Here is a 21,938-nt window from a genome sequence, read left to right as displayed (position 1 = left end):
GATCGGGAGGGGCGGTGGGCGGCGTGCCAGGAAAGTTGCTGTCAGGTGAATCGCTGCAGCCACCGCGGTGGACCGGCACCCCGGGATCCAGGCGCTGTCCGATCGAGAGTGTACTGACGGCAGTCGAAGCAGCCCTGAGCACACTCAACTCACGAGCACACCCAGCTCGGCGAGCGCCGGGAAGCGCGCGAACGGCACTTTCGGGCCAACCTATCGTTCGAAAGTGCCGTTCGCGCAGTTCACTCGGGCTTGCGGAGGGCCGGAAAGTGGCTTTCCTGACCTCGCCCGGCGCGGCGACAACCCGGGGATCAACCATCTAAGGGCGCTCAGAGGCCGATGCGAGCGGCGGCGTTGTCGTTCCACAACGCCCCCTCCGCGACGTACCCGCGCATGACCGTGGCGGAGCGCCACCGACCGTGGCGCATGACCGCGAGTTCGGGGACGCCGCGGGAGTAGCTCTCGGTGGCGAATCCCGCGCGCAGCGAGTGACCGCCGAACCGGCCCTGCAGTCCGGCGGCGGCGGCCCGGCGTTTGATCATGTCGGCGACGGCGCGGTCGGACAGGCGGCGGGTGGCGAGCCGACCGTGGCGGTCGACGGCGCGGAACGCGGGGCCGTCGGCGAGCCCGGAACGTGCGATCCAGGCCCGCCAGGCGCGGACCGGGCAGGTGGCCGGGTGGCTGCCGTAGGGCAGGCCGATCAGTGTGCCTTCGCCGTCCTGATCGGTCTTGGACTTGCGGATCACCAGCCGGAGCCCGTCGTCGTCCTCGGTGACGTCGGCGAGGTCGAGCGCGACGAGCTCGCTGCGGCGCAGCGCACCGGCGAAGCCCAGCAGCAGCAGCGCCCGGTCCCGCACATCGGCAAGAGTGGAGCCGTCAGGACCGTCGGCGACGAGCGGGGCGATCAGCGCGGCGATGTCGGGGGTGCGCGCGGCGCGGACCTTGCGCGGTGCGACGGGGTGCGTGCGGCGGATACCGGCCCAGACCGCCCGCACGGCGGGGTGGGCGGTGGGTGACTCCAGGCCGCTGAGCTGGTGGGCGACGCTGATCGCCGCCATCCGGCGCCGCAAGGTCGACGGCGCGCGGACGGGTGCGAGCGCGGTCAGGTAGAGCGCGACGGTCTCCGCGGTTGCCGGTAGCGCGGCGTGCGGGGGCTGCTGCGCGGCGCACCAGCGGCGGAAGTCGGCCATGTCGCTGTCGTAGGCCCGCCAGGTCGACTGCGCCCGCGAGTTGTGGGCGTAGGAGCGGGCCTGCTCCTGGAGCGCGACCACCTCCGCCACCGCGCGCGGCTCGTGGTGGGTGAGCGCCGTTCGTTTCGTCGCGGCGACCTCGCGGCTGCCGGTGTGTGTACCGGGCTCCGGAGCCATCCGGCACCTCCATTCTGACTTCCGAGAAGCGAACGTTATCGGATGTCAGACTCCCGGCAAAACGTTCCGTTACGTCTGTTGTGTTGTGTCGCGCAACGAAACAGAACAGAACAGAACGAATCGAAGGTGCGAGAAGGCTGGCAGGTGAGGACGGAGAGACCCCGCCGCGTCGTCGGACCTGTCATAAGAGGCAGCAACCGGTGCCTCAGGCGCCCCGCCGTCGACCTGACGAGGTCCGCGACCCGCGCCGGCCGCTGGCCGTCGGGGCGCATCCCTCGGGCGGAACCCGGTCGGGGGACGGCCCGAGACAGGTGAAGCACAGCCCGTCGCTGAGGAACATGCCCGGCGGGCACGACGTCCGCGGCGGAGGAGTCTTCGTCTTCACCGGGCACGTTTCGCCCGCAGGCGCGACGGAGCCGTCCGGACACGCCGTCGACGTCGGCGTCTTCTTCACCGGACACTTCCCACTTTCCGGAGCCGCGGACCCGTCCGGACACGGCTTGCGCGAAGGCAGCGCCTTCACCGGGCAGTCGCCGCTCGCCGGCGCCGCAGATCCGTCCGGGCACGTCTTGGGCTGCTGCTGCGGCGGCGCCACCGGACATTCGGCACCCTCGGGAGCCGCGGACCCGTCGAGGCACGTCTTCTGCAGCGGCGGCTGCACCCCCGGACAGTCCCCGCCCTCAGGTGCCTGGGATCCGTCCAGGCACGTCTTCGGCAGCGGCGACGGCACCACCGCGCATTCGCCGCTCTCCGGCACAGCGGACCCGTCCTCGCACGTCTTCGGCTGCGGCAACTGCGGCGGCTGCACGACCGCGCAATCCTCGCTGTCCGACCGCGGCGACCCGTCCTGGCACGACGGAGGCGACGGAGGTTCGGAACATTCCTCCCCCTGCTTGCGGACCGAGCCGTCGGGACAGGTGTCCTTCGGGGGGCAGCCCGGCCGGAACTGCTCGTCACAGGACGGATCGGGGGTGCACGGCTTGCCCCGTTCCTGCTCCGATCCGTCCGGGCAGACAGGCGGCTTCGGGCATTCCCCGCGGTCCCCGGTGGACGCATCCGACCCTTCCGGACACACGGGCGGCTTCGGGCACTCCTCGCCGGAGTGCTTCATCGAGCCGTCCGGGCAGACGTCCGGTGGTTCGCACGGGTCCCCGCGGTCCCGCGGCGAACCGTCCGGGCATACCGGCGGTTCGACACAGTCAACGCCCGGCCGCTTCGCGTAGCCGCCGGGGCAGTAGTCCGGGTAGGGGTCGTAGCAGTGGCCGTCGTCGTCGCGCAGCCACCCGTCCGGGCAGTCGTCGACCTCGTAGTAGCAGCGGCCGTCCATGCCGAGGTACTGCGGAGGCGGGCATTCGACGTAGGGCCGGCAGCGGTCGCCGTCGTAGTACTCGTCGTCGTCACACTGCGGATCGCGTTCGACCACGACGATCACGACGACCGGGGTGAACCCCGACCACGGCGTTCCGAGGTACGTCGGCGGCGCGGTGATCTGCTTCATCGGCGTCAACGGGTTGCCGCACGCACAGCGCACCCTCGGTACACCTGCCGCGTCGACGAGCACGGCCGTGTTCGCCTGCAGCACCGACTGCACGGCAACGGCTGTGCCGTTCTCGAACTGGTAGTTGGTGACCCGCCGATCCTCCGGGAGTGTCACCGTTGTGAGCTGCGCGATGTAGTCGGGGATGTCTTCGAGGGTGACCTCGTCGCCGCCGCTCCACGTCAGGTTCGGGTCCGAGTTGAGCGCGTCGATCCAGGCCTGCGCGGCATCCTGGTGCGTTGTCAGGTAGGCGATGAGCTGCTCGGGGTCGCACTTGCCGAGCTCGTCCGATCCCGCCGAGTCGTCCGATTCCGCCGGCTCTGCTGGGTCTGCCGATTCTTCGGTCGGCTGGGCGCCTCCGGGTGCGGGCGCCGATGCCTTTGCGGCGACCGGCACGAACGGGTTGTTCCCCGGTTGATTGACCGCTTCCAGGTACATCGGGGCTGCGGCCGCAGCGACGCTGCTGCGGCCGACGACCGTCATCACCAGGAAACCGGCCACCATTGCGAGTGCGACGAACACGCCGAGCCCGATCCGCGTCGCTCGCGACCACCCGAGATCCATCAGAGGCTCCAGCCTCGAACGTCGACCGTGCAACGGAGCGAGCTGCGGAACCGCCCGCGCTCAGTCACTCGCAGTCGCTACCCCAGGGCGTTACGTGATCGCGCAGATGGGGGATCCGAGAGGGCCGTTCGCCGCCCCGACCGAGGTTCACCCGGCGGGGCCGTCGCTGATCACCCCACGAATGACGTCGAGCGGTGTGCCGGGGTCGATCTCCGGCATCCACCACGTTGCGCCCGCCTTCGCGTAAGGGGCCGGGTCGGCGCCGACCGGCAGCGCGACGGCGACGTCGTAAGAGGCCATCTCGCCGCCTCGCAGTTCGCTGATGGTGGCGACGGCCTCGGCGAGCTGGTCCGGGTGCTCCAGGTTGACGGGGAAGTAGCCGTCGAGCCGGGCGGCGCGGCGGATCGGCTTGATCCGGCCGGGGTACCCGGCGGCCCACACCGGCACCCCGGGCCGCTGCACCGGCCGCGGGAGGAACGTGATGTCGTCGACGAGGTAGTGCTCACCGCGGTGCCGGACCGGCTCGCCCGACCACGCGGCGCTCAGGATCTGCAAGGACTCGTCGAGCATCAGCCCGCGTTCCCGGTCGTCGACCTGCTCGCCGGTCCTGGACAGCTCACCGGCGTACCGGTCGCTGCCGATGCCGACACCCAGGGTGAGCCGGCCGTCGCTGAGCACGTCGAGTGCGGCGGTCTCCCGTGCCACCTTCACCGGTCGACGCCGGGCGAGCGTCGACACCATCGGGCCGAGCCGCACCCGCTCGGTGACCGACGCTATCGCCGCCAGCGTGATCCACGAGTCGCCGACCTGCTGGATCGGTGCACGCCAGTGCACGTGGTCCCAGACGAAGCAGCCGTCCCACCCCGCCTTCTCGGCGTCGGCGGCCAGTGCTGCTGCGGCACGCGGATCAGCGAGGTCGTCGAACAGCGGCAGCCAGATCGCCGACCGCAGGCGGCTCATGACCGGTCACCGGCGGTCTGCTCGAGAAGGGCGGGCACGACGACGTCCCAGGTGTGTTTCGGGGGCACCTCGTGCCCGGCGGCCTCCAGCGCGACCAGCCGCGCGCCCGGGATCTCCTTCGCCAGCGCCACGCCGTGGCCGTAGGGGAAGAACGGGTCCTCGGTGCCGTGCAGGACGAGCGTCGGTGCCGTGACCTCACCCAGCCGCTGCCGCCACGCCGGGCCCGCGCTGATCAGGAACGGGTTCGTCACCTGCGCGGCGATGGTCCGGCCGGCCCGGTCGACGGCCCGCTCCGCGGCGGCGCGCACGCCCTCCTCGTCGAACGGGCGTGACGTCGCCGCGTACGGGCGCTCCGCGTCGACCAGGTACTCGACGACGGCGGTCCGGTCGTCCCAGTCCGGCTGCGGTGCCTCGTCCTGGAACGAGGCGAGGATCCGGTCGCTGAACGTGGGCAGGTCGGGGTTGTCGTGGCCCGGTCCACCCGGTGTCGACGCGATGACCGTCAGCGACGAGACACGGTCCGGGTGGTCGATTGCCAGGAGCTGGGCCACCGCGCTGCCCTGCGACATCCCGACGATGCCGGCCCGGTCGATCCCGAGCTCGTCGAGCAGTCCGACCGTGTCGGCGACCAGGTCGGGGAGCCCGTACTCCGGTGCGCCGACCGGGTAGCTGGTCGACCGGCCGGTGTCGCGGGCGTCGAAGCGGATCACGAACCGCCCACCAGTCGCGAGGCGGGCCACGAACTCGTCGTCCCATGCCGCGGACGACTGGCCCGCCCCGTGCATCAGCACGATTGCGGGGTCGGTGGGGTCGCCGGCCGTAGTCATGGCGACCTCGACACCGTTCGTCTTGATCGTCCGTTCCGTCATGCCCATGAGAGATCCTTCCGTAGCGCACCGCGGGGGAGTCCATGGTGGACTCGGGTGCTGACTTCCGGCTGACCGGCTGCTTACGTCGCTGCTGGTCAGCTCCACGCACCAAACGTTAGAGCCATCTCGACATCAGGAAAAGCGATGGATGCCGATCGATTCGATCGTCTGTGGCAATGCTGCATTCGGGCGCTGTCCCGCCTCGCCACTCCGCAGCTACGCTCGGTTGCTCCGTCGTCACCGATCGGGATGGGTGGACGCATGCAGACTGGGACCAAGAAGTCCAAGACAGCAACTCCGCCCAGCGGCGGCACCCCGCACCCACCCAAGTCGATCAAGAAGACGAAGCGGAACAAGACCAAGGCCACCGGATCCACCACGACCCCCACCACGACGACCCCCACGCCGGCCACTCCCACGACCGGGCCGCCCGCCGCGCTGTCACCGGTCGCGGCCAGGGTGAACTTGATCCGGACCCTGGGCCTGGGTGTCGGCATCGCGCAGGTGCTCGACGCCGAGCTGCAGCAGATCAGCACCATCACCGACCCGCTGGCGAACGCACAAGCGCAACTGGCGACCCTCACCAAGATCGCCGAGTTCACCCCCATCGTGCTCGACGCCGAGTTCCTCGCAGCAGCACAACCGAACCGCCGAGCAACGCTCGACGGCGACATCGTGGCGGCCAACGCGTCCGACGCCGCCCGGCAGACCCTCGCCGCTCGCCTCGCCGCAGAGGTCGCGACCATCAAGAACGCCACCACCACAGCGCTCTCCACCGTGCAGAACGCCCAACCCAACCAGCTCGCCGCCATGACCCCCGACGCGCGGATCGACCTCGTCCGCGATCTCGTGCACGGCGACCCCACCCGCCGCGACGAACGCCGAGCCGCGCTGATCACGCTCTACCGGTCGATCCAGCTCGACCCGGCCTTCAAGACCGCCGAGGTGCAGAAGATCGACGCCGCGCTCGCCACCGTGAAGAACATCGGTGGCATCGCCGCCAAACGGCTCGCCTGGGCCACGCTGTCGCGCGCCGACAAGATGGCGCTGCTCGAGGACGTGCTGAAGACCCACAGCACCGCGCTCGGGATCCCGGGCACCGACATCCCCGCGCTGAAGCTGTACTCCGACGACCCCAACCTGACCCCCACCGCCGAGGGCGCATACAACAACGGGTTCTACGACGGCAACACGAACACGATCTTCCTCAACGACCGCAAGGACGCGTACAAGACGAACTTCGACGACATCCTCGACACGCTGGTCCACGAGAACACCCACAACCGGCAGCGGCTGCTCGTCGAGCAGCTGAGCACGCCGAACGCACCGGCCCCGGGCACCGTCGAGCACCAGCAGGCCACCCTGTTCGCGCTCAACTCGGGCACCGCCGGCTACATCGAACCCCCCGACAACGTCTATCCCCACCAGCCGATAGAGGAGCACGCCTTCCTCGCCGGCGGTATCGCGGGACGGCTCTTCCGCGACGAGGCCCGCACTTCCGCCCGCCAGCTGCAGGCGGAGATCGCGACGTTCCGCATCGGCAAGACCGACCCGCTGGCCTCCACGCTCGACCGGTACACCCAGAGGCTGGACGGGCTCCTCACCGGCGACCAGAGCGCAGGACACATAGCTCGCGAGACCCAGCAGGTCGCGCGGCTGCTCAGCGAGCGCAAGGTCGAGGCCACATCGATCCCTCCCGGCCACAGCCTGATCCTCGAACTGGACAAGTGGATCACCGGCCCGGGCATTCCGACGGAGAAGAGGGACGAAGCCGCAGCAATCAAGGTCCTCGTGCAGGCGTTGCCGCAGGTGAAACAGGCCCGGCGGGAGATCGAGCTGGAGCTGCTGACGATGCGGGTGAAGGGCCTCAACAAGTAGCCGCCCCGGTCGGGCCGGCGGGCTCCCTCGGCGCCACATGGAACCCTTGGCTGCTCTACAACGTTGCACGACCGCCACAAGGTTCCATGTCGCGGACGGGGCGCTCGTCGAGCGGGCCGAGCCCCGTCCGCCTACGGCAGGTACATGATCGCGTTCTTGGTCCACGCGAAATTCTGGTTGAAACCCTGGACCGTGTACGGCTTGTCCGGGCCGCCCTGCGGGTCGTGCACCAGGATGTGCCCCTCGGCGTCGACCCCCTTGATCACGACGACGTGGAAGTAGCCCAACGCGCACCACAGCGGCCCGTGGGCCGTCACGAGGTCCGCGACCTGGTCGCTCGTGAACCCGACGTCGCGGTCGGGCAGGTCCACCGGCGCCAACCCGTTGAGCTTCGCCAACGTGGCGAACTCGGACGCCGGGAGGCCCATCGGCGGCAGCTTCTTCAACGCCCAACGCCGGCCGATCTCGTCGAGACCGGACACGCCGACCTGCTTGCGCTCCGCCTCCCTCCGCTGACCCGCCTCGAGCACCTTCGGGTATCCGGGCACGTCACCGTCGGGGCCGTCGCGGAACGCGAACAGCATCCGCAGCGACGCGTGCCAGCAGTCGAACGAACCGTTCTGCTGGATGAAGGGCACCTTCAGGTTCACCTTGACCGGCTCCACGATCCCCGCCGGCTCCCGCTTCACCTTCGTGACCTCCGGCGACCGCCGCCTGACCACCCGCTTCATCCCGTCGGGCGTCAGCTCCGTCGTCACCGTCCGCTCCCGCAGCGCCACGGACCGCTTCTCCGGCGAGGACACCCTCGCCGAGCGGGACGGACCCGACGACCGCGACCGCCGCGACACCCGATCCGAACTCGGCTTCTTCTCCGGGCTCGCAGCCACCGGCTTCTTCTCGGCGCTTGACTTCTTCTCGGCGCTCGGCGCCACGGGCTTCTTCTCGATCACCTTCCGGTCGGCGATCTTCTTCTCGGCGAGCCTGCTGGTGGCGACCTTCGGCTCGGCGAGCTTGCTCGTGGCGATCTTCCTCGAGACGGACTTCCTCGCGGCCGTCTTCTTCTCTGCAGTCTTCGTGTCGGCCGTCTTCTCGGCCGTCTTTGCGGCGGCAGCCTTCTTCTCGGGGGTTTTCTCGATCGTGACCGTCTTCTCCGGGCTCCGGGAGCTGATCTTCTTCTTCCGGGTCTTCTCCGGGGACGTGCTGGTCGACTTCTTCTTGAGCTTCGAGGTGCTGCGGCTCGGCGAACGGCTCAACCGGCTGCTGCTGTTCATCCCGTGCCTCCCTGAGCGGGTCGGCGGCCATCATCGAGCACGCACCCGGCCGGCGGCCGCCGCCGATCGGGCGACATCGCGTTCATAACCATTTCATTCGGCGGCACCCATTCAGCGCACGCCGGGCAGCAGGCGCGCCGCTAGACTCGGCTGCTGTTCACGGCGGCAATCGACCGAATTCGTGTTCGGGGCCGAGCGAAGCCGATGCCGCGTCCTGTTGCGGGTCGACACGCGCCTTCCGGGCGCTGTGGTCGGCCCGCGTTTCCCGCATTCTTTCACATGGGGGCCGGCGTGCGCTTCGACCGATCTTTGCCGACGTACGAGCAACTCTTCGGGAAGATCGATTTCCGGGGCGTCGACGAGGGACGGTCGGTCTACTCCCCGGCGGCGTACCTCACGGAGCTGCTGCAACTCCTCGACGACAACTTCGCCGAAACATCCCTGACCAGCACAGATCGTCGATCCGACCTGACGGCGATCGTGCTCGACACCGAGCGCACCTTCACTGAGGTGCCCTACCTCAAGATCGTCAACCGGGTGCTGGCCACGCTTGTCGGACCCGACGCGCACGGCCGGCTGGTAACGGATCGCTTCCCGTTCACGACTCCGTTCGAGCAGAACCTCGCCGCGATCGGGCGCTACCTACACCATTCCGGGGTCAACCCCGAACAGCTCTATTCGCTGTTCGCGCAAGACCGCGATCCGGACACCGTCGCGCGCGAGTTCCTCGGCATTTCCGCAGCTGAGGCAGCGCTGGTCACCACTGTGGTCGATACCGCCGCAGATGGCGGGAGCGCGTTGTTGCAGACGTTCTACGGCAGGGCGGAAAATGCGACGTTCGACGAGGTCACCGACGTCGAGCAGTTCCTGCGGGCCGCCCGGTTGACCACCGCGGAATGGCACGAGCTACTTCGCCTCGAAGGCAGCCCGACGCTCGACGCGGACGGTGCCCGGATGGTCTCGGCCGGCCCGGAATGGTTCGAGCGGGTCAACCGGTTCCTCCGGCTCGCCCGCCTGACCGGTCTCGGGCTGACCGCGACCGACCTCGTGCTGCGCAGCTGCTGCGACAACCTGATCGACGAGCGCGCGCTGCGGATCATCGCCGTCGTCGTGCACCTGCACCGCACCCTCGACCTCCCGGTCGACGTCGTCTGCAGCCTCGCCGCCCCGATGGACCCCGCCCTGTTCACCCGCGTCTTCGGGGCAATCGACCTTCCCACGGTCGTCGGGGACGTCCTCGCCCCGGCCAACGAGGGCTACCGGCTGCGCGTCGCCCACGCAGTGGGGCTCTCGACCGCCGACATCGCGACGGTCGTCACCCGCTACCGGCTCCGCCGGCCGACCCTGGAGACGTCGGGGCGGGACCTGCTCGCGCTGCTGCACCGGATCGGCCGGTTGACCGGCGCGCTCGGTGTCTCCGTCACCGAGCTGTTCGGGGTGCTCGACGCGCTCGACAGCGACCCGTCCACCCGTTCCAACCGGGTGTTCGGCGGGCTGATCGACGTCGAGCCGGGCACGCTCGACCACTACCGGATGTTGCAGGCCCCCGACCCCGGCTCCGCGTTGTGCCTGCTGCAGATGCTCAGCGGCGTCACCCGCTGGATGCAGGCGACCGGTTTCGACAGCGAGGGGTTGCGGGCGGTCCTGGGTGGCGCTGCGGCCCCTGCCGTAGAAGGCGACGACGAAGTGCTCACCGGGTTGCGCGAGGCGCTGGACCAGGTGGCGCTCACCCCGGACGTGTTGGTCTCCGACCGGTTCAGCGAGCGCGCGGCGCGGGTGCTGCACGACAGTCTGATTGCCGCCGACGCCGTCGTCGCGGGTGGTGACCCGCGGCTGCTGCGGCTCGCTGCGGACACCCCGACGGACAGCCCTGTCGCGTCCGCGGCGTTCGACGCGGTGGGTGAGCTGGTCGCGGTGACCGACCGGGACCTCCGCGGTCTCGGTCTGGCCCCCGGGCTGGCCAGGAAGATCTTCACGAACCTCGTCTCGGTCGGTTATCTGGACGCGTCGGGGATGCTCGACCCGGCGACGCTGCCCGCGACCGTCGACGACCTGTGGCTCGCCACCGACTTCGCTGCGGTCCGCGACCGGTTGTATGCGCTGATCAGCGGGTTCTGCGCCGAAGATGACAGCGAGGAAGGCGCCCAGGACGGCCCGGCGTGCTACCCGTCCGACCTCGCGGTGTTCGACGAGCTGACCGAGCTCGACCAGGCCGAGCTGTACGACAACCTGCTCGTGCACGGGTATCTCGACGTCTCCGGGGCGATCCTGACCCCCGAGGTCTTCACCGACCCCGACGGGCTCGGGTCGTTCCAGGTGACGGTCGACCTGGATGATGTTGCACCCGCCGTCCTGCGGGAGCTCCAGGCGCTGGCGGAGCGGTTCAGGGCGGCGAAGGTCGAGCTCGACCCGTCGATCTTCGAAGAGATCGGGTTGACCGCAGAGCAGGTCGTCGAGCTCGTCGACAGCCTGCGGTTCAACGGCCACCTCGACCAGCACGGCAACTACGTCGACCCGGCGGGGCTGGCCGGGCTCACCGTCGACCGGTTCGACCTGGCCATCCAGTTCCACCCGTACCGCGGCGCGGTCCTGGACGCCGTGCAGGTGCAGCTAGCCGAGGTCCGGGCCGAGGCGTTGACCGTCGACGAGGCCTGGTTCGAGGACATCGCCGATTCCGCGACGGCCGCCGCTGTTGCCGCAGCCCTCAGCAGCGCCGCCGACGGTGCGTACATCGTCGACGAGCTGGTACCGGACGAGATGCGCGCGTTCTTCGCCGACCCCGAGAACGTCCCGGACCTCTCCGGTGCCACGCGAGCCCTGCTGCTGACCGCGGAGGCACCGGCGACGGTTGCCGCGCGGATGGCGGAGATCCTCACCGAGCAGCAGGCCTACCAGCTGGATCTGGCCGCTGTCGCGGACCTCGGCTTCGACACCGACGAGACCACCCAGCTGATCGACCTGCTGATCTCGGAGGACCACCTCGACAACGTGCTGGGTGTGCCGGCGCACCGGCTGGCCTGGTTCGCGGTGCCGAGCAACGCGTTGGCGTTCCGGTTGGAGGGGTTGGCCGACTACAGCACGGAGATCTTCTTCCTCCTGAACGCGGTGGCGGCGGCGACGGAGGACGGCATCACCGAGGTCGTCGACGTCCTCGTCGAGCAGGCCGACCTGCAGCGGTCCGCGCTGGTCGGGGTGCTGGCGGAGGCGTTGGGGCTGCCCGCGGACACCGTCGAGGCGATCTGCGCGGGCGTCAGCGGTGGGGTCGATGCGGCGCTCGAAGCACTCGTGACGCCCGGTGCGGCGGCCGCGCGCACGCTGCGGCGGATCAGGCGGTTCGCCCGGCTCGCCACCACCCTCGCCCTGGACGCGACGCTGGTCGAGGTCGCGTTCCACGACCAGGACCTGGCCGGCGCGTTCCCCGAGCCGCTGGTGCTGCCCCCGGACGTCAACCGGATCGACGCCGTGCTGGAAGCCGCCGACGGCACCCGGTACGCCTTCCGCGACGCCACGGTCTGGACCTACCCGGTCGACGCCACCGCAGCGTCGACCGCGCCGCGCCGGCTCGCGGAGCTGTCCCCCCGCCTCGCCGGGCTCACCGCGGTCGACGCCGCGTTCACCGACGCCGACGGCACCGAGTGGATCATCGGACACGATCACACGGGGTCGCACGCGTTCGTCCGCGCCGCCGGCACCACCTACTGGACGGCACGCGAGCAGGTCTGGGGGACGGTCCGCAGCACGTTCGCCGCGCCGGCCAGGATCGACACCGCGTTCGTCGACGACGAGGGCCGCACCTACCTGTTCAGCGGCGACCAGTACGTCCGCTACTCGACCTCGGACTACACCCACGTCGACGAGGGCTACCCGCGCGCCATCGGGGAGTGGTGGGAGGGCGAGGACCGGCACACGCCGCTACCGGCGCGGTTCCGGGCGTCCGTCGACGCCACGTTCCAGGACCGCGACGGCACCACGCACCTGTTCGCCGGTGACCGGTGCCTCGCGATCGGCAGCGCGATCGGCAGCGCAGAAGCCGTGGATCTGCCGACCGCGGAGGTCTGGGGCCGGGTCCGCAACCACCTCACCGAGACCGGCCGGGTCGACGCCGCCTGCGTCGAGGGCGCCGCAACCGTCCTGTACTCGGGCAACCAGGTCGTCCGGTACGCCGACTGCCTCGAGAACGACGGCGTGCGTGTCGCCGAGGGCTACCCGTGCTGGATCGAGACGCACCTGCGCGACGTTCCGGCCGGGTTCGAGGGCGCGTTGGAGGCGGTGTTCGTCGCGCCGTCCGGGGCCGTGCACCTGTTCAAGGACGGCCGGACCGTCACGGTCGAGAACGGGACAGCGGGCCCGGTGGTGGCGATCCCGGAGCGGTGGGGCCGGCTCCCCGATGCCCTGACCGGCGGGCACGTCGACTCCGCTTTCGTCGGTCTGGACGGGAAGACGTACCTGTTCAGCGGCGAGCGCTACCTGCGCTACTCCGGTGCCGACTACTCCGCGGTCGACCCCGGCTACCCGCGGACGATCGCGCGGGACTGGGGCGGGCTGGTCCGGGTCGACGCGTCGTTCGTGCTGGACGGCGCCACGTACCTGTTCGGGACCCGCGCCGAAGGCGAGCCGCAGCAGTACGTCCGCTACTCCACCCGCAACTACACGACACCCGACGCCGGCTACCCGAAGCCGCTCACCGAGAACTGGTGGAACCTGCCCGACGGCCCCGACGCCGAGCGCACGTTCACCACCGTCGACGCCGTCTTCACCGGCCGGGACAACCGGACGTACCTGTTCTCCGGGAGCCGGTACGTCGTGTTCGACAACAAGCACCGCTGGTGGTCGGAGCCGCGTGAGCTGCACCGGTACTGGGACAGCCTCCCGTTCGAGGCGATCGACGCCGCGTTCGTCGGGCGCGACGGCAAGACCTACGTCTTCTCCGGCGAGCGGTTCGTCCGCTACTCCGACACCGACCACACGAAGCTGGACGACCGGTACCCGGCGCCGATCAGGTCGTTCTGGGGCAACGTCGTGAACACGATCGCGCGGCAGGCGAAGGTCGACGCCGCGCTGGTCGTCGACGGGGTGACGTTCCTGTTCTCCGGCGACCAGTACGTCCGTTACTCGGCGCCGGACGCCACCTACGTCGACGACGGCTACCCACGGCGGCTCGACGCGTTGGCGCAGGAGCCGCGGTTCGCGCACCTGCCGCCACTGGAGGGCCGGGTGCGGGCCGCGTTCGCGGACCGGCGCTCGGTGCACCTGTTCGTCGACGGCCGCTGCCACGTCGTCTCGGATTCCCTGTACCGCCGCTACAGCGATCTCGGTGGCGGCGGGGTCGGGTGCGCGTTCATCGAGGACGGTGCGGTCCTGGTGGAGGACAGCGGGGGCTGGAAGCACTACAGCTCGCTCGAAGGCACGACGGTCGAGCGGACCGCCGTGCGGCCGCGGACGCTTCGCCGGGTGCCGGAGGCGTTCCGCACCGGCCTCGACGCCGTCCTGCGCGGCGCCGACGACAACACGTACCTGTTCAAGGGTGAGTTGTGCTTCGACGTGGGCCTGGGCCGCCAGTTCCCGCTCGCGCAGGACTGGGGTCGCCCGCGCAACACGGTGCGCAACGACGAGCACGTCGACGCCGCGTTCGTCGGGCGCGACGGGCGGACGTACGTGTTCAGCGGCGACCAGTTCGTCGTCTACACCGGCAACCGGGTGGTCGATGCGCAGATCGACGGTGAGCCGCGGCCCGTCGACGCCCACTGGGCGGGCCTGACCAGCGTCACCCTCGCTTACGTCCGCGCCGGCACGACCTACGTGTTCGAGAAGCCCGACGACACCGGCGCCATGCGCTACCTCGTCTACTCCGGCGCCGATTACGCCCGGCCCGACCCCGGCTATCCCCGCACCGCCGACGCCGGCTTCTGGGACGTCCCCGCCGACCTGGCGCCCGAGGGCTTCACCGCGCCCGACGCCGTGCTGTTCGAGGGCGAGAACATGCTGTTGCTCACGGGCGGGCAGGTGCTGCGCCACCACGAGCCGACCGCCACCTGGTCGCCGCCGCGGCCGGTCGGCCGGGTGTGGCCGGGGATCGACCCCGCGGCGCCTGTGACGGCCGCGTTCACCGCGCCCGACGGCGCGACGCACATCTTCTTCCCCGGCCGGTTCACCACCTGGAGCGGTGGCACGGCCGGCCCATCCCGGGCGATCAAGGAGGCCTGGGGGCTGGCCCGCAACAACTTCCTGGCCGCAGGTGGGCGGGTCGACGCCGCGGTCGTCGACGGCACCGGGGCGACGTTCCTGTTCTCCGGCGACCAGTACGTCCGCTACAGCGCCGATCGAGGTGGCGACTCCGGGTACCGGTTCGTCGACGACGGCTACCCGAAGTCGATCGCGACGCACCTGCGGGCGGAGGAGTCGTTCGCGAACCTGCCGGACACGTTCGAGTACGTCGTCGCGGAGCGGGCAGCGACCGGCCCGGTCGTCGACGCCGTGGTCGCCAACCCGCGCACGGTGTTCCTGTTCATCGGCGGCGATTGCCACGCCGTCTCCCGCACCGCGGTCGCGACCGTCGACGTGAGCGGGCTGGGCGCGGTCCGCAACGTGATCGCCGAACGTGGCACCGTCGACGCCGCGCTGGTCAGCGAGGGGCGCACGTTCCTGTTCAGCGGCGACCAGTACGTCCGCTACTCGGGTCTCGACGCCACCTACGTCGACGACGGCTACCCGCGCACCATCGAGGCGGAGCTGCCGCGGGAGCTGGGCGTCGATGCGCTCCCCGCGGCGCTGTACGACGGGATCGACGCGGCGTTCCGCGGCACCGACGGAGGAACGTACCTGTTCGCCGGGCCGAGCTTCGTCAGGGTCGACGACGGTGCCGCGCTGCAGCCCGTCGCGGGTCGCTGGGGCGCGCTGCGGAACACGTTCACCACCGACCCGGGGTTGGACGCCGCGTTCGTCGCGCCCACCGGTGAGCTGTACGTGTTCCGCGGCGACCAGTACGCCCGCTACACCGGCCGCGACCTGACGTTCGTCGACGACGGGTTCCCCCGCACCATCCGCGACGACTGGGGCGACCTGCCCGACACGCTCGAAGACCGGATCGACGTCGCGTTCGTCCTCGACGGGCGCACCTACCTCGGCTTGGAAGACGAGTACGTGCGGTACTCGGGGGTCGGGTACGCGGCGATCGACCGCACCTACCCGCAGACGTTCCGGCAGCGCTGGTCGGGTGGCGCGGACTACCGGCTGGAGGACCTGCGGATCATCAGCCGGTTCGCCGAGCTGGCGCACGCCCACGACGGGCTCGCCGAGTTCATGGCGGCCGGCCCGCGGACCGTCGCGGACCCGTACGGGTTCCTCGCTGGAGCGTTCGGGTGGGACGTCGAGCAGCTGCGGTGGCTGGTGCGCCGCCGCGGGTTCCTCGCCGGCGCCCCCGACGAGCGGGTCGAGCTGGAGCTGCTGCTGAAGCTGGTCGACGTGTTCGCGGTGACCGACAAGCTCGGTGCCGGGCCGGCGGCCGTCGTCACCGACGTCTGGTCGCGGTTGCACGGGGAAGAACCCGACCTCGCCGGTGCGGCTGCCGCGTTGCGGGGCATGCTCGCCCGCAAACACACCGGCCCCGCGTGGGAGACGCTCTCGCGCCAGATCCGCGACGAGCTGCTCGTGCTCGAACGCGACGCGCTGCTCGCGGTGGTGCTCGCCAGGGCCGACCTGCCCGATTCGCGTGGCCTGTTCCAGCAGCTGCTCATCGACGTCGACATGGGCAGCCGCGGCACGACGTCACCGGTGTTCGAGGCGATCGCGGCGACCCAGCTGTTCGTGCACCGCTACCTGCTCGACCTGGAAGAGCTGGCCGTCCCGGACGGGCGCGACCCGGACGAGACCCGCCGCCGGGTGCGCGCCTGGTGGTCGTGGATGCGCAACTACCGCACCTGGGAGGTCAACCGGAAGGTCTTCCTGTACCCGGAGAACGTGCTGCGTCCCGAGCTTCGCCAGTCGAAGACCCCGGCGTTCGAGGCGTTGGAGAGCGACCTGCTGCAGGGCGAGATCACCGCCGAGTCGGTGCAGCAGGCCTACAAGCGCTACCTGGACGAGTACACCGAGGTGTCCCGGCTTGCGATCGCCGGCGGGTACGTCTTCAGCGCCGCCGGCCCCGCCGACACCCGCGACCTCGTGCTGTTCGGGCGCACCCGCACCCAGCCGCGCCGCTACTACTACCGCCGGGCCCGGTTCCGCAGCGCGGAGAAGCTCGTGGCGACGTGGGAGCCGTGGCTGAAGGTCGATGTGCAGATCGAGGCCGACGAAGTGCAGCCGGTGCACGCGTTCAACAGGGTGTTCGTGTTCTGGACGACGAAGGAGTCGGTGGCGCCGTCGTCGACGAGCACGACTCTGGTGACCCAGGAGCAGCAGGACGGGGCGCAGGAGGTCACCGCGCCGCCCGTAACCGAGCGCGTCAAGGTGCACTACTCGTTCTACAACCTGAACGGCGAATGGGTGCCGGCGCAGACGCTCGCCATGGACACCCGCCAGCCCGGCTCGATCTTCGACGTCGACCTCTCGGTGGAGGTGGCCGACGATCCCGAGTCGATCGTCGTGACCTGCGCCTACTCGGTCGTCACCCAGCAGACCGACGACGACGGCACCGTCACCACGAGCATGTCGCGGCAGGCGCAGGCGACCCGCCTGAGCCCCGAGCTCGTGCAGGAGGCCGTGGAGCTGCTGCCCGCGCTGACCGCCGGACCGGTCCCGGGCGGCGAGATCGTCCCGGTCACCGACCCTCTCGACGAGGTGTTCACCGACGCGGAGATGGCCGCCGTGGCGGCCATGAACGTCTCCGACGTGCCGCGGGTCGTGCGCTTCAACAGCCCTCGGACCTCGACGTACGGGCCGTGGTTCAGCATCGACCACAAGGGCGGCAGCTTCCTGTGCAGGCCGGCGGCCGTCGCACCCGCGGCGGAACCGCCGTCGCTCGCGCTGCGCGGCAACGGGCACGGCCTGCCCGAGTGGGCGCAGATCGACGCCGCGTTCGAGACGCCGGACGGCACCCGCTTCTTCTTCGACAACACGGTCGGGCGGTTCGTCCGGTCCGTCGACGGCGTGCTCGCGGCGGCGGAGAACACGGCGGACGTGTGGGGTCGGGTGGCCAACAACCTCACCCGCACCGGCGTCGTCGACGCCGTGCTGCAGCGCGAGCAGGAGACGTTCGTGTTCTCCGGCGAGCAGTACTTCCGCTTCACCGGCGCCCCGTTCGGCACCCCCGACCCGACCTACCCCAGGCCGATCTTGGGCAATACCGACCGCCTGCCGCAGTGGCGGAGCATCGGGACGGCGTTCACCGACCTCGACGGCACCGAGTGGTTCTTCTCGGCCGACCGCAGGACGGTCGTGCAGGAGCCGGACCTGACCAGGGCGGTCGCGAACCCGTTCGGCTGGGGGCCGGTGCGCGCGGTGGTCGTCGACCGCGAACAGTCCCTCACCTACGTGTCGTCCGGCACCGAGTACGTCCGCTACACCGGTCGCGACTACCAGCGCCACGACGGCGACTACCCGCAGCGGCTCTCCGACAACGAGGAGGGGCTGCCCCGCGGGCAGCGGGTCGACGCCGGCGTGCGGGTCGACGGGGTCGGCTTCTACTTCGACAACGAGGCGAAGGTCTACGTCGAGCTGCGGGTGCCGCCGCTCGACGCTGAAGGGCCGGGCACAACAGGACCGGGTACCCGGCGGCGGCGCCGGCCCACGGAGCGGCGCCGCGACGTCGAGGAGCTGGGGCGGGCCGCGATCTCCGGGTTCGGGACCGTCGACGCGGGGTTCGTCCGGGCCGGGGTGCTCTACGTGCTGAGCGGCGAGCGGTACGTCCGCTACGGGGTGGACGAGGACACGCCGCCGGCGCTGCTCGCCGACGGCGACCGGTTGCCGCTGCCGCAGCAGGTCGACGCGGTGTTCCGGCGCGGGGTGCACCGGTACGTGTTCGCCGGCGGCACCTATGCGCGGATGCGGCCCGAGCAGGAGCCGTCGGGTCTCACCGGGTTCGCCGAGATCGAGACCAGGTGGGGTGACCTGCCGGAAGGGTTCCCCGCCGAGTTCACCGGGGTGCTCGACAGCGAGACCGACCGGCACCTCTACCTGTTCTTCGGCCCGCACTACCGGCGCTACCCGGCCGGGGTGCCGGTGCCGCGCCCGTTCGAGCGTGCGGCGCAGAAGGTCGAGCTGGTGCGGCTCACCACGAGCACTGCGGCGCAGCTCAACCAGCGGCTGCTCGCCGGTGGGGTGGGCGCGATGCTCGACCCGACCAGCCAGGAGATCGACGAGCTGCCCGCGTTCAGCACCGATCGGACCGGGCGCAACACGATCCAGATCGACCCGGACCGCGTCGAGGCGACCCGGCTGCCGGCCGGTGACCACCTCGACTTCCACAGCGCCAACGGCACCTACTACTGGGAGATCTTCTTCCACGCGCCGCTGCTGATCGCCGGTGCGCTCGGCGACGCGCAGCGCTTCGCCGAGGCCAGGCAGTGGTACGAGTACGTCTTCGACCCCACCGAGCCGCAGCGGTACTGGCGGTTCCTGCCGTTCCTCGCCGTCGACCTGGCAGCGCTCGCCGAGCGCTGCCGGACCGACATGGCCGAGCTCGCTGCCGAGGTCACCGCGGCCGAGCTCGGCGACACCAGCGGCATCACCGCCGAGCTGCAGCCCGTGCTCGCCGGCCTCGCCACGCTCGCCCCGGCGTTCCGCCGCAACCGGCCGCTCGACGAGGACGAGGAGACGGTGCTCGACGCGCTCGCGTCGTCGCAGCTGCCGGTCCGGCTCGCCGACACCGTCGCGGCCGTCGACGAGTTGCTCACCGGTGGGTCGGACCCTGCCCGACGGGAGGCGGGGGAGCGGGTCGTCGCCGCGCTGCGCGGGTTGCAGGAACGCACCGCGCTGGTGACCGGGCTGCGCCGCCACTACGACACGACCGGCGACGTCACTCGGCTCGTCGACGCCTACCAGCAGGACCCGTTCGACGCCCACGCCATCGCCGAGCTGCGCCCGGTGGCCTACCGGCGGGCCGTTGTCATGGCCTACATCGACAACCTGCTCGAATGGGCCGACACGCTGTTCCGCCAGTACACGCGGGAGAGCATCGACGAGGCCCGCGCGCTGTACGTCTTCGCGTGGGACCTGCTGGGGGCGCGCCCCGGTGATCTCGGGCCGCGGCCGCTGTCGCCGACGCAGACCTACGGCGACCTCGATCGGTCGCCCGACCTCGAGGTGCTCGCCGAGCTGGCCGCGGGCGGCGCGATGCTCAACGGCGAGGGCGCGGTGCACGCGGGCCTGGCCAACAGCTACTTCGCCGTGCCCGCCAACACGACGATCAGCGGGTTCTGGGACCGGGTCGAGGACCGGCTCCGCAAGATCCGGCAGTCGCTGAACATCCTCGGGATCAGCCAGCCGTTGCCGCTGTTCGAACCGCCGCTCGACCCGATGGACCTGGTCCGCGGCGCAGCGGCCGGGCTGAACGGTGCGGCGGCCACCGGGGCCGGGGCGGCGCCGGTGCCGCACTACCGGTTCGACGCGACGTTCCGCAGGGCGCAGGAGCTCGTGGACAAGCTCCGCCAGCTCGGCAACGACCTGCTCAGCGCGCTGGACCGGCGCGACGCCGAGGAGCTGAGCCTGCTGCAGAACCGGCAGGAAGGCGTCGTGCTGGACATGACCCGCGCGATCAAGGACGCCCAAGTGCGGATCGCCGAGACGAACCTGCGGGAGCTGGAGGCCGGCCGGACGGCGGTGACGGAACGCGCCGCACACTACAAGCGGCTGCTCGACAACGGGCTCTCGGCGATGGAACGCGCCCAGATCGGGATGATGTCGACGGCGTCCGCGCTGCACCTGACCGCCGGCCTGATCAAGGTCGGCGCCGGGATCGCCTACGCGTTGCCGCAGAACAAGATCGGGCCGTTCATCATCGGTGTCGAATGGGGCGGCAAGCAGCTCGGCAGCGTCCTCAACGCGGCCGCGGAGATCCCGCAGGTGCTCGGCGAGGGGTTCTCCATCACCGGCGAGCTGCTCGGCGTGCAAGCGGGACACGAACGGTCCCGGGAGGACTGGCAGTTCCAGCTCGACACCGCCACGAGCGACCTCGAACAGATCAAGCACCAGGTCAGCGCCGCCGAGCAGCAGGTCGCCGTCGCCAAGCGGGAAGCGGAGATCCTCGCCAAGGAGATCACCCACCACGGCGAGGTCGCGACGTACCTGAAGGGGAAGTTCTCCGGGGCGCAGCTGTACCAGTGGATGGCCGGCCAGCTGGGCGGGCTGTACTTCCAGGCCTACGGCCTGGCCCACGACATGGCACGCGCCGCGGAGCAGGCGTACCGCTTCGAACGCGGGGTGGAGGGCCTGGGCAGCTCGAACGGGTCGGACGCCTTCATCCGGCCCGCGTATTGGGACGGCCGCCGTGGCGGGCTGCTGGCCGGCGAGAGCCTGTCCGTCGACCTCGAACGGCTGGGCAACGCCTACAGCGAACGCAACGTCCGCGGGCTGGAGATCACCAAGCGGGTGTCGCTGATGGAGCTGAACCCGGTGGCGCTGCTGCGGCTCATCGCGACCGGCAAGTGCGACTTCGCGCTGACGGAAGAGCTGTTCGACCGCGACTTCCCCGGGCACCACCGCCGGCAGATCCGCGCGCTCGCCGTGGTGTTCGAGGACGTCGACGGCAACTCGATCGAGGTCAACGCGACGCTCACACAGCTCGGCCACAAGACCGTGCTGACCGCCGACCCGAAGGCCGTCAAGCACCTGCTGGACCCCACGGAACCGCCACCGACCTCGGTGCGCAGCGACTGGCGGGCCAACCAGCGGATCGTGCTCTCGCAGGTCGGCGACCAGGAGAACAACGGCCTCTTCGAGCTGCGCTACGACGACGCCCGCTACCTCCCGTTCGAAGGGACCGGCGCCGTCTCCACCTGGCAGCTGCAGCTCAACGGCCGCCCACCGGCCGACCTGCGCGGCGTCGGGCTCGTCGTGCGCTACACCGCCGAGGACGGCGGCGAGACGTTCGCGGCGGCGGTGCGGGGCATGCTCAAGCCCTACCCCGCCACCCGGTACGTCGACGTCGCGGCGGAGTTCCCGCTCGAATGGGCCGCGTTCGTCGAGGACGGCGACGTCCTGACGCTGCCGCTCACCCCCGACCTGTTCCCGGGGATGGAGAACTCGCTGATCACCGGCGTCGCCGCGCGGTACGACCTGGACGGTGGTGCGGCGCGGCTGCTCCTCAACGGGGACCGCGCGCTCGCCCTGCAAGAAGGGACGGTGATCACGCCGCCGGGGCTGCGGGTCAACCGCGATGGAGCGGGCTGGACGTTCACCGTGGACGGGCCCAAGGACGCACTGGCCGGGGTGGGGCTGATCCTCACCTACCGGGCGGCGCCCTGACAGGCGGCGCCCTGACAGGCGGCGCCCTGACGGCGGCGCACGGAGGGCGGGCCGCTCAGGGCGCACGGTGCTGCCTGGAAAGCCACTTTCCCGGCCCTCC

At 70.8% G+C, this 21,938-nt stretch carries 8 protein-coding genes; 3 read left to right on the top strand and 5 right to left on the bottom strand.

Features of this window, described 5'->3' with window-relative positions:
• Positions 1-326: 326 nt before the first annotated feature.
• From LL648_RS21720 to LL648_RS21705, 4 genes are all read right to left on the bottom strand, one after another.
• Positions 327-1,364: a site-specific integrase gene (locus LL648_RS21720; protein WP_232664465.1), complete on the bottom strand. Its 1,038-nt coding sequence runs from the start codon at positions 1,362-1,364 to the stop codon at positions 327-329.
• 205 nt (positions 1,365-1,569) lie between these two features.
• A complete protein-coding gene (locus tag LL648_RS21715) occupies positions 1,570-3,465 on the bottom strand; it encodes a DUF6777 domain-containing protein (protein WP_232664464.1) in 1,896 nt (631 codons plus the stop codon).
• Between the two features lie 147 nt (positions 3,466-3,612).
• Positions 3,613-4,425: an LLM class flavin-dependent oxidoreductase gene (locus tag LL648_RS21710; protein ID WP_232664463.1), complete on the bottom strand. Its 813-nt coding sequence runs from the start codon at positions 4,423-4,425 to the stop codon at positions 3,613-3,615.
• Positions 4,422-5,300 (bottom strand): alpha/beta fold hydrolase, encoded by an 879-nt coding sequence (locus LL648_RS21705; protein ID WP_232664462.1) that lies wholly within the window; start codon positions 5,298-5,300, stop codon positions 4,422-4,424. Before LL648_RS21705 ends, LL648_RS21710 begins: the two co-directional genes overlap by 4 nt.
• 255 nt (positions 5,301-5,555) lie before the next feature.
• Between LL648_RS21705 and LL648_RS21700 the strand changes: the two genes are divergently transcribed.
• Entirely contained in the window at positions 5,556-7,172 is a 1,617-nt protein-coding gene (locus LL648_RS21700) for a hypothetical protein (RefSeq protein WP_232664461.1), read from the top strand.
• Between the two features lie 131 nt (positions 7,173-7,303).
• On the opposite strand, the gene LL648_RS21695 is transcribed toward LL648_RS21700, so the two are convergent.
• Positions 7,304-7,861: a papain-like cysteine protease family protein gene (locus tag LL648_RS21695; protein WP_232664460.1), complete on the bottom strand. Its 558-nt coding sequence runs from the start codon at positions 7,859-7,861 to the stop codon at positions 7,304-7,306.
• Positions 7,862-7,865: 4 nt separating this feature from the next.
• On the opposite strand from LL648_RS21695, the gene LL648_RS21690 reads away from it, so the two are divergent.
• Together LL648_RS21690 and LL648_RS21685 are read left to right on the top strand one after the other, a co-directional pair.
• Positions 7,866-8,531 carry a hypothetical protein gene (locus LL648_RS21690; protein WP_232664459.1) on the top strand — a complete coding sequence of 222 codons (666 nt, stop codon included), beginning with the start codon at positions 7,866-7,868 and terminating at the stop codon, positions 8,529-8,531.
• A gap of 203 nt (positions 8,532-8,734) precedes the next feature.
• The gene (locus LL648_RS21685) at positions 8,735-21,838 is read left to right on the top strand and encodes a hemopexin repeat-containing protein (RefSeq protein ID WP_232664458.1); all 13,104 of its coding nucleotides are present in this window, start codon (positions 8,735-8,737) and stop codon (positions 21,836-21,838) included.
• Positions 21,839-21,938 lie beyond the last annotated feature (100 nt).

The organism is Pseudonocardia sp. TRM90224 (assembly GCF_021245725.1).
Taxonomy (GTDB): Bacteria; Actinomycetota; Actinomycetes; order Mycobacteriales; family Pseudonocardiaceae; genus Pseudonocardia.
The sequence above is the reverse complement of the archived record's forward strand: the minus strand, read 5'-3'. Positions and strand labels throughout refer to the sequence as shown.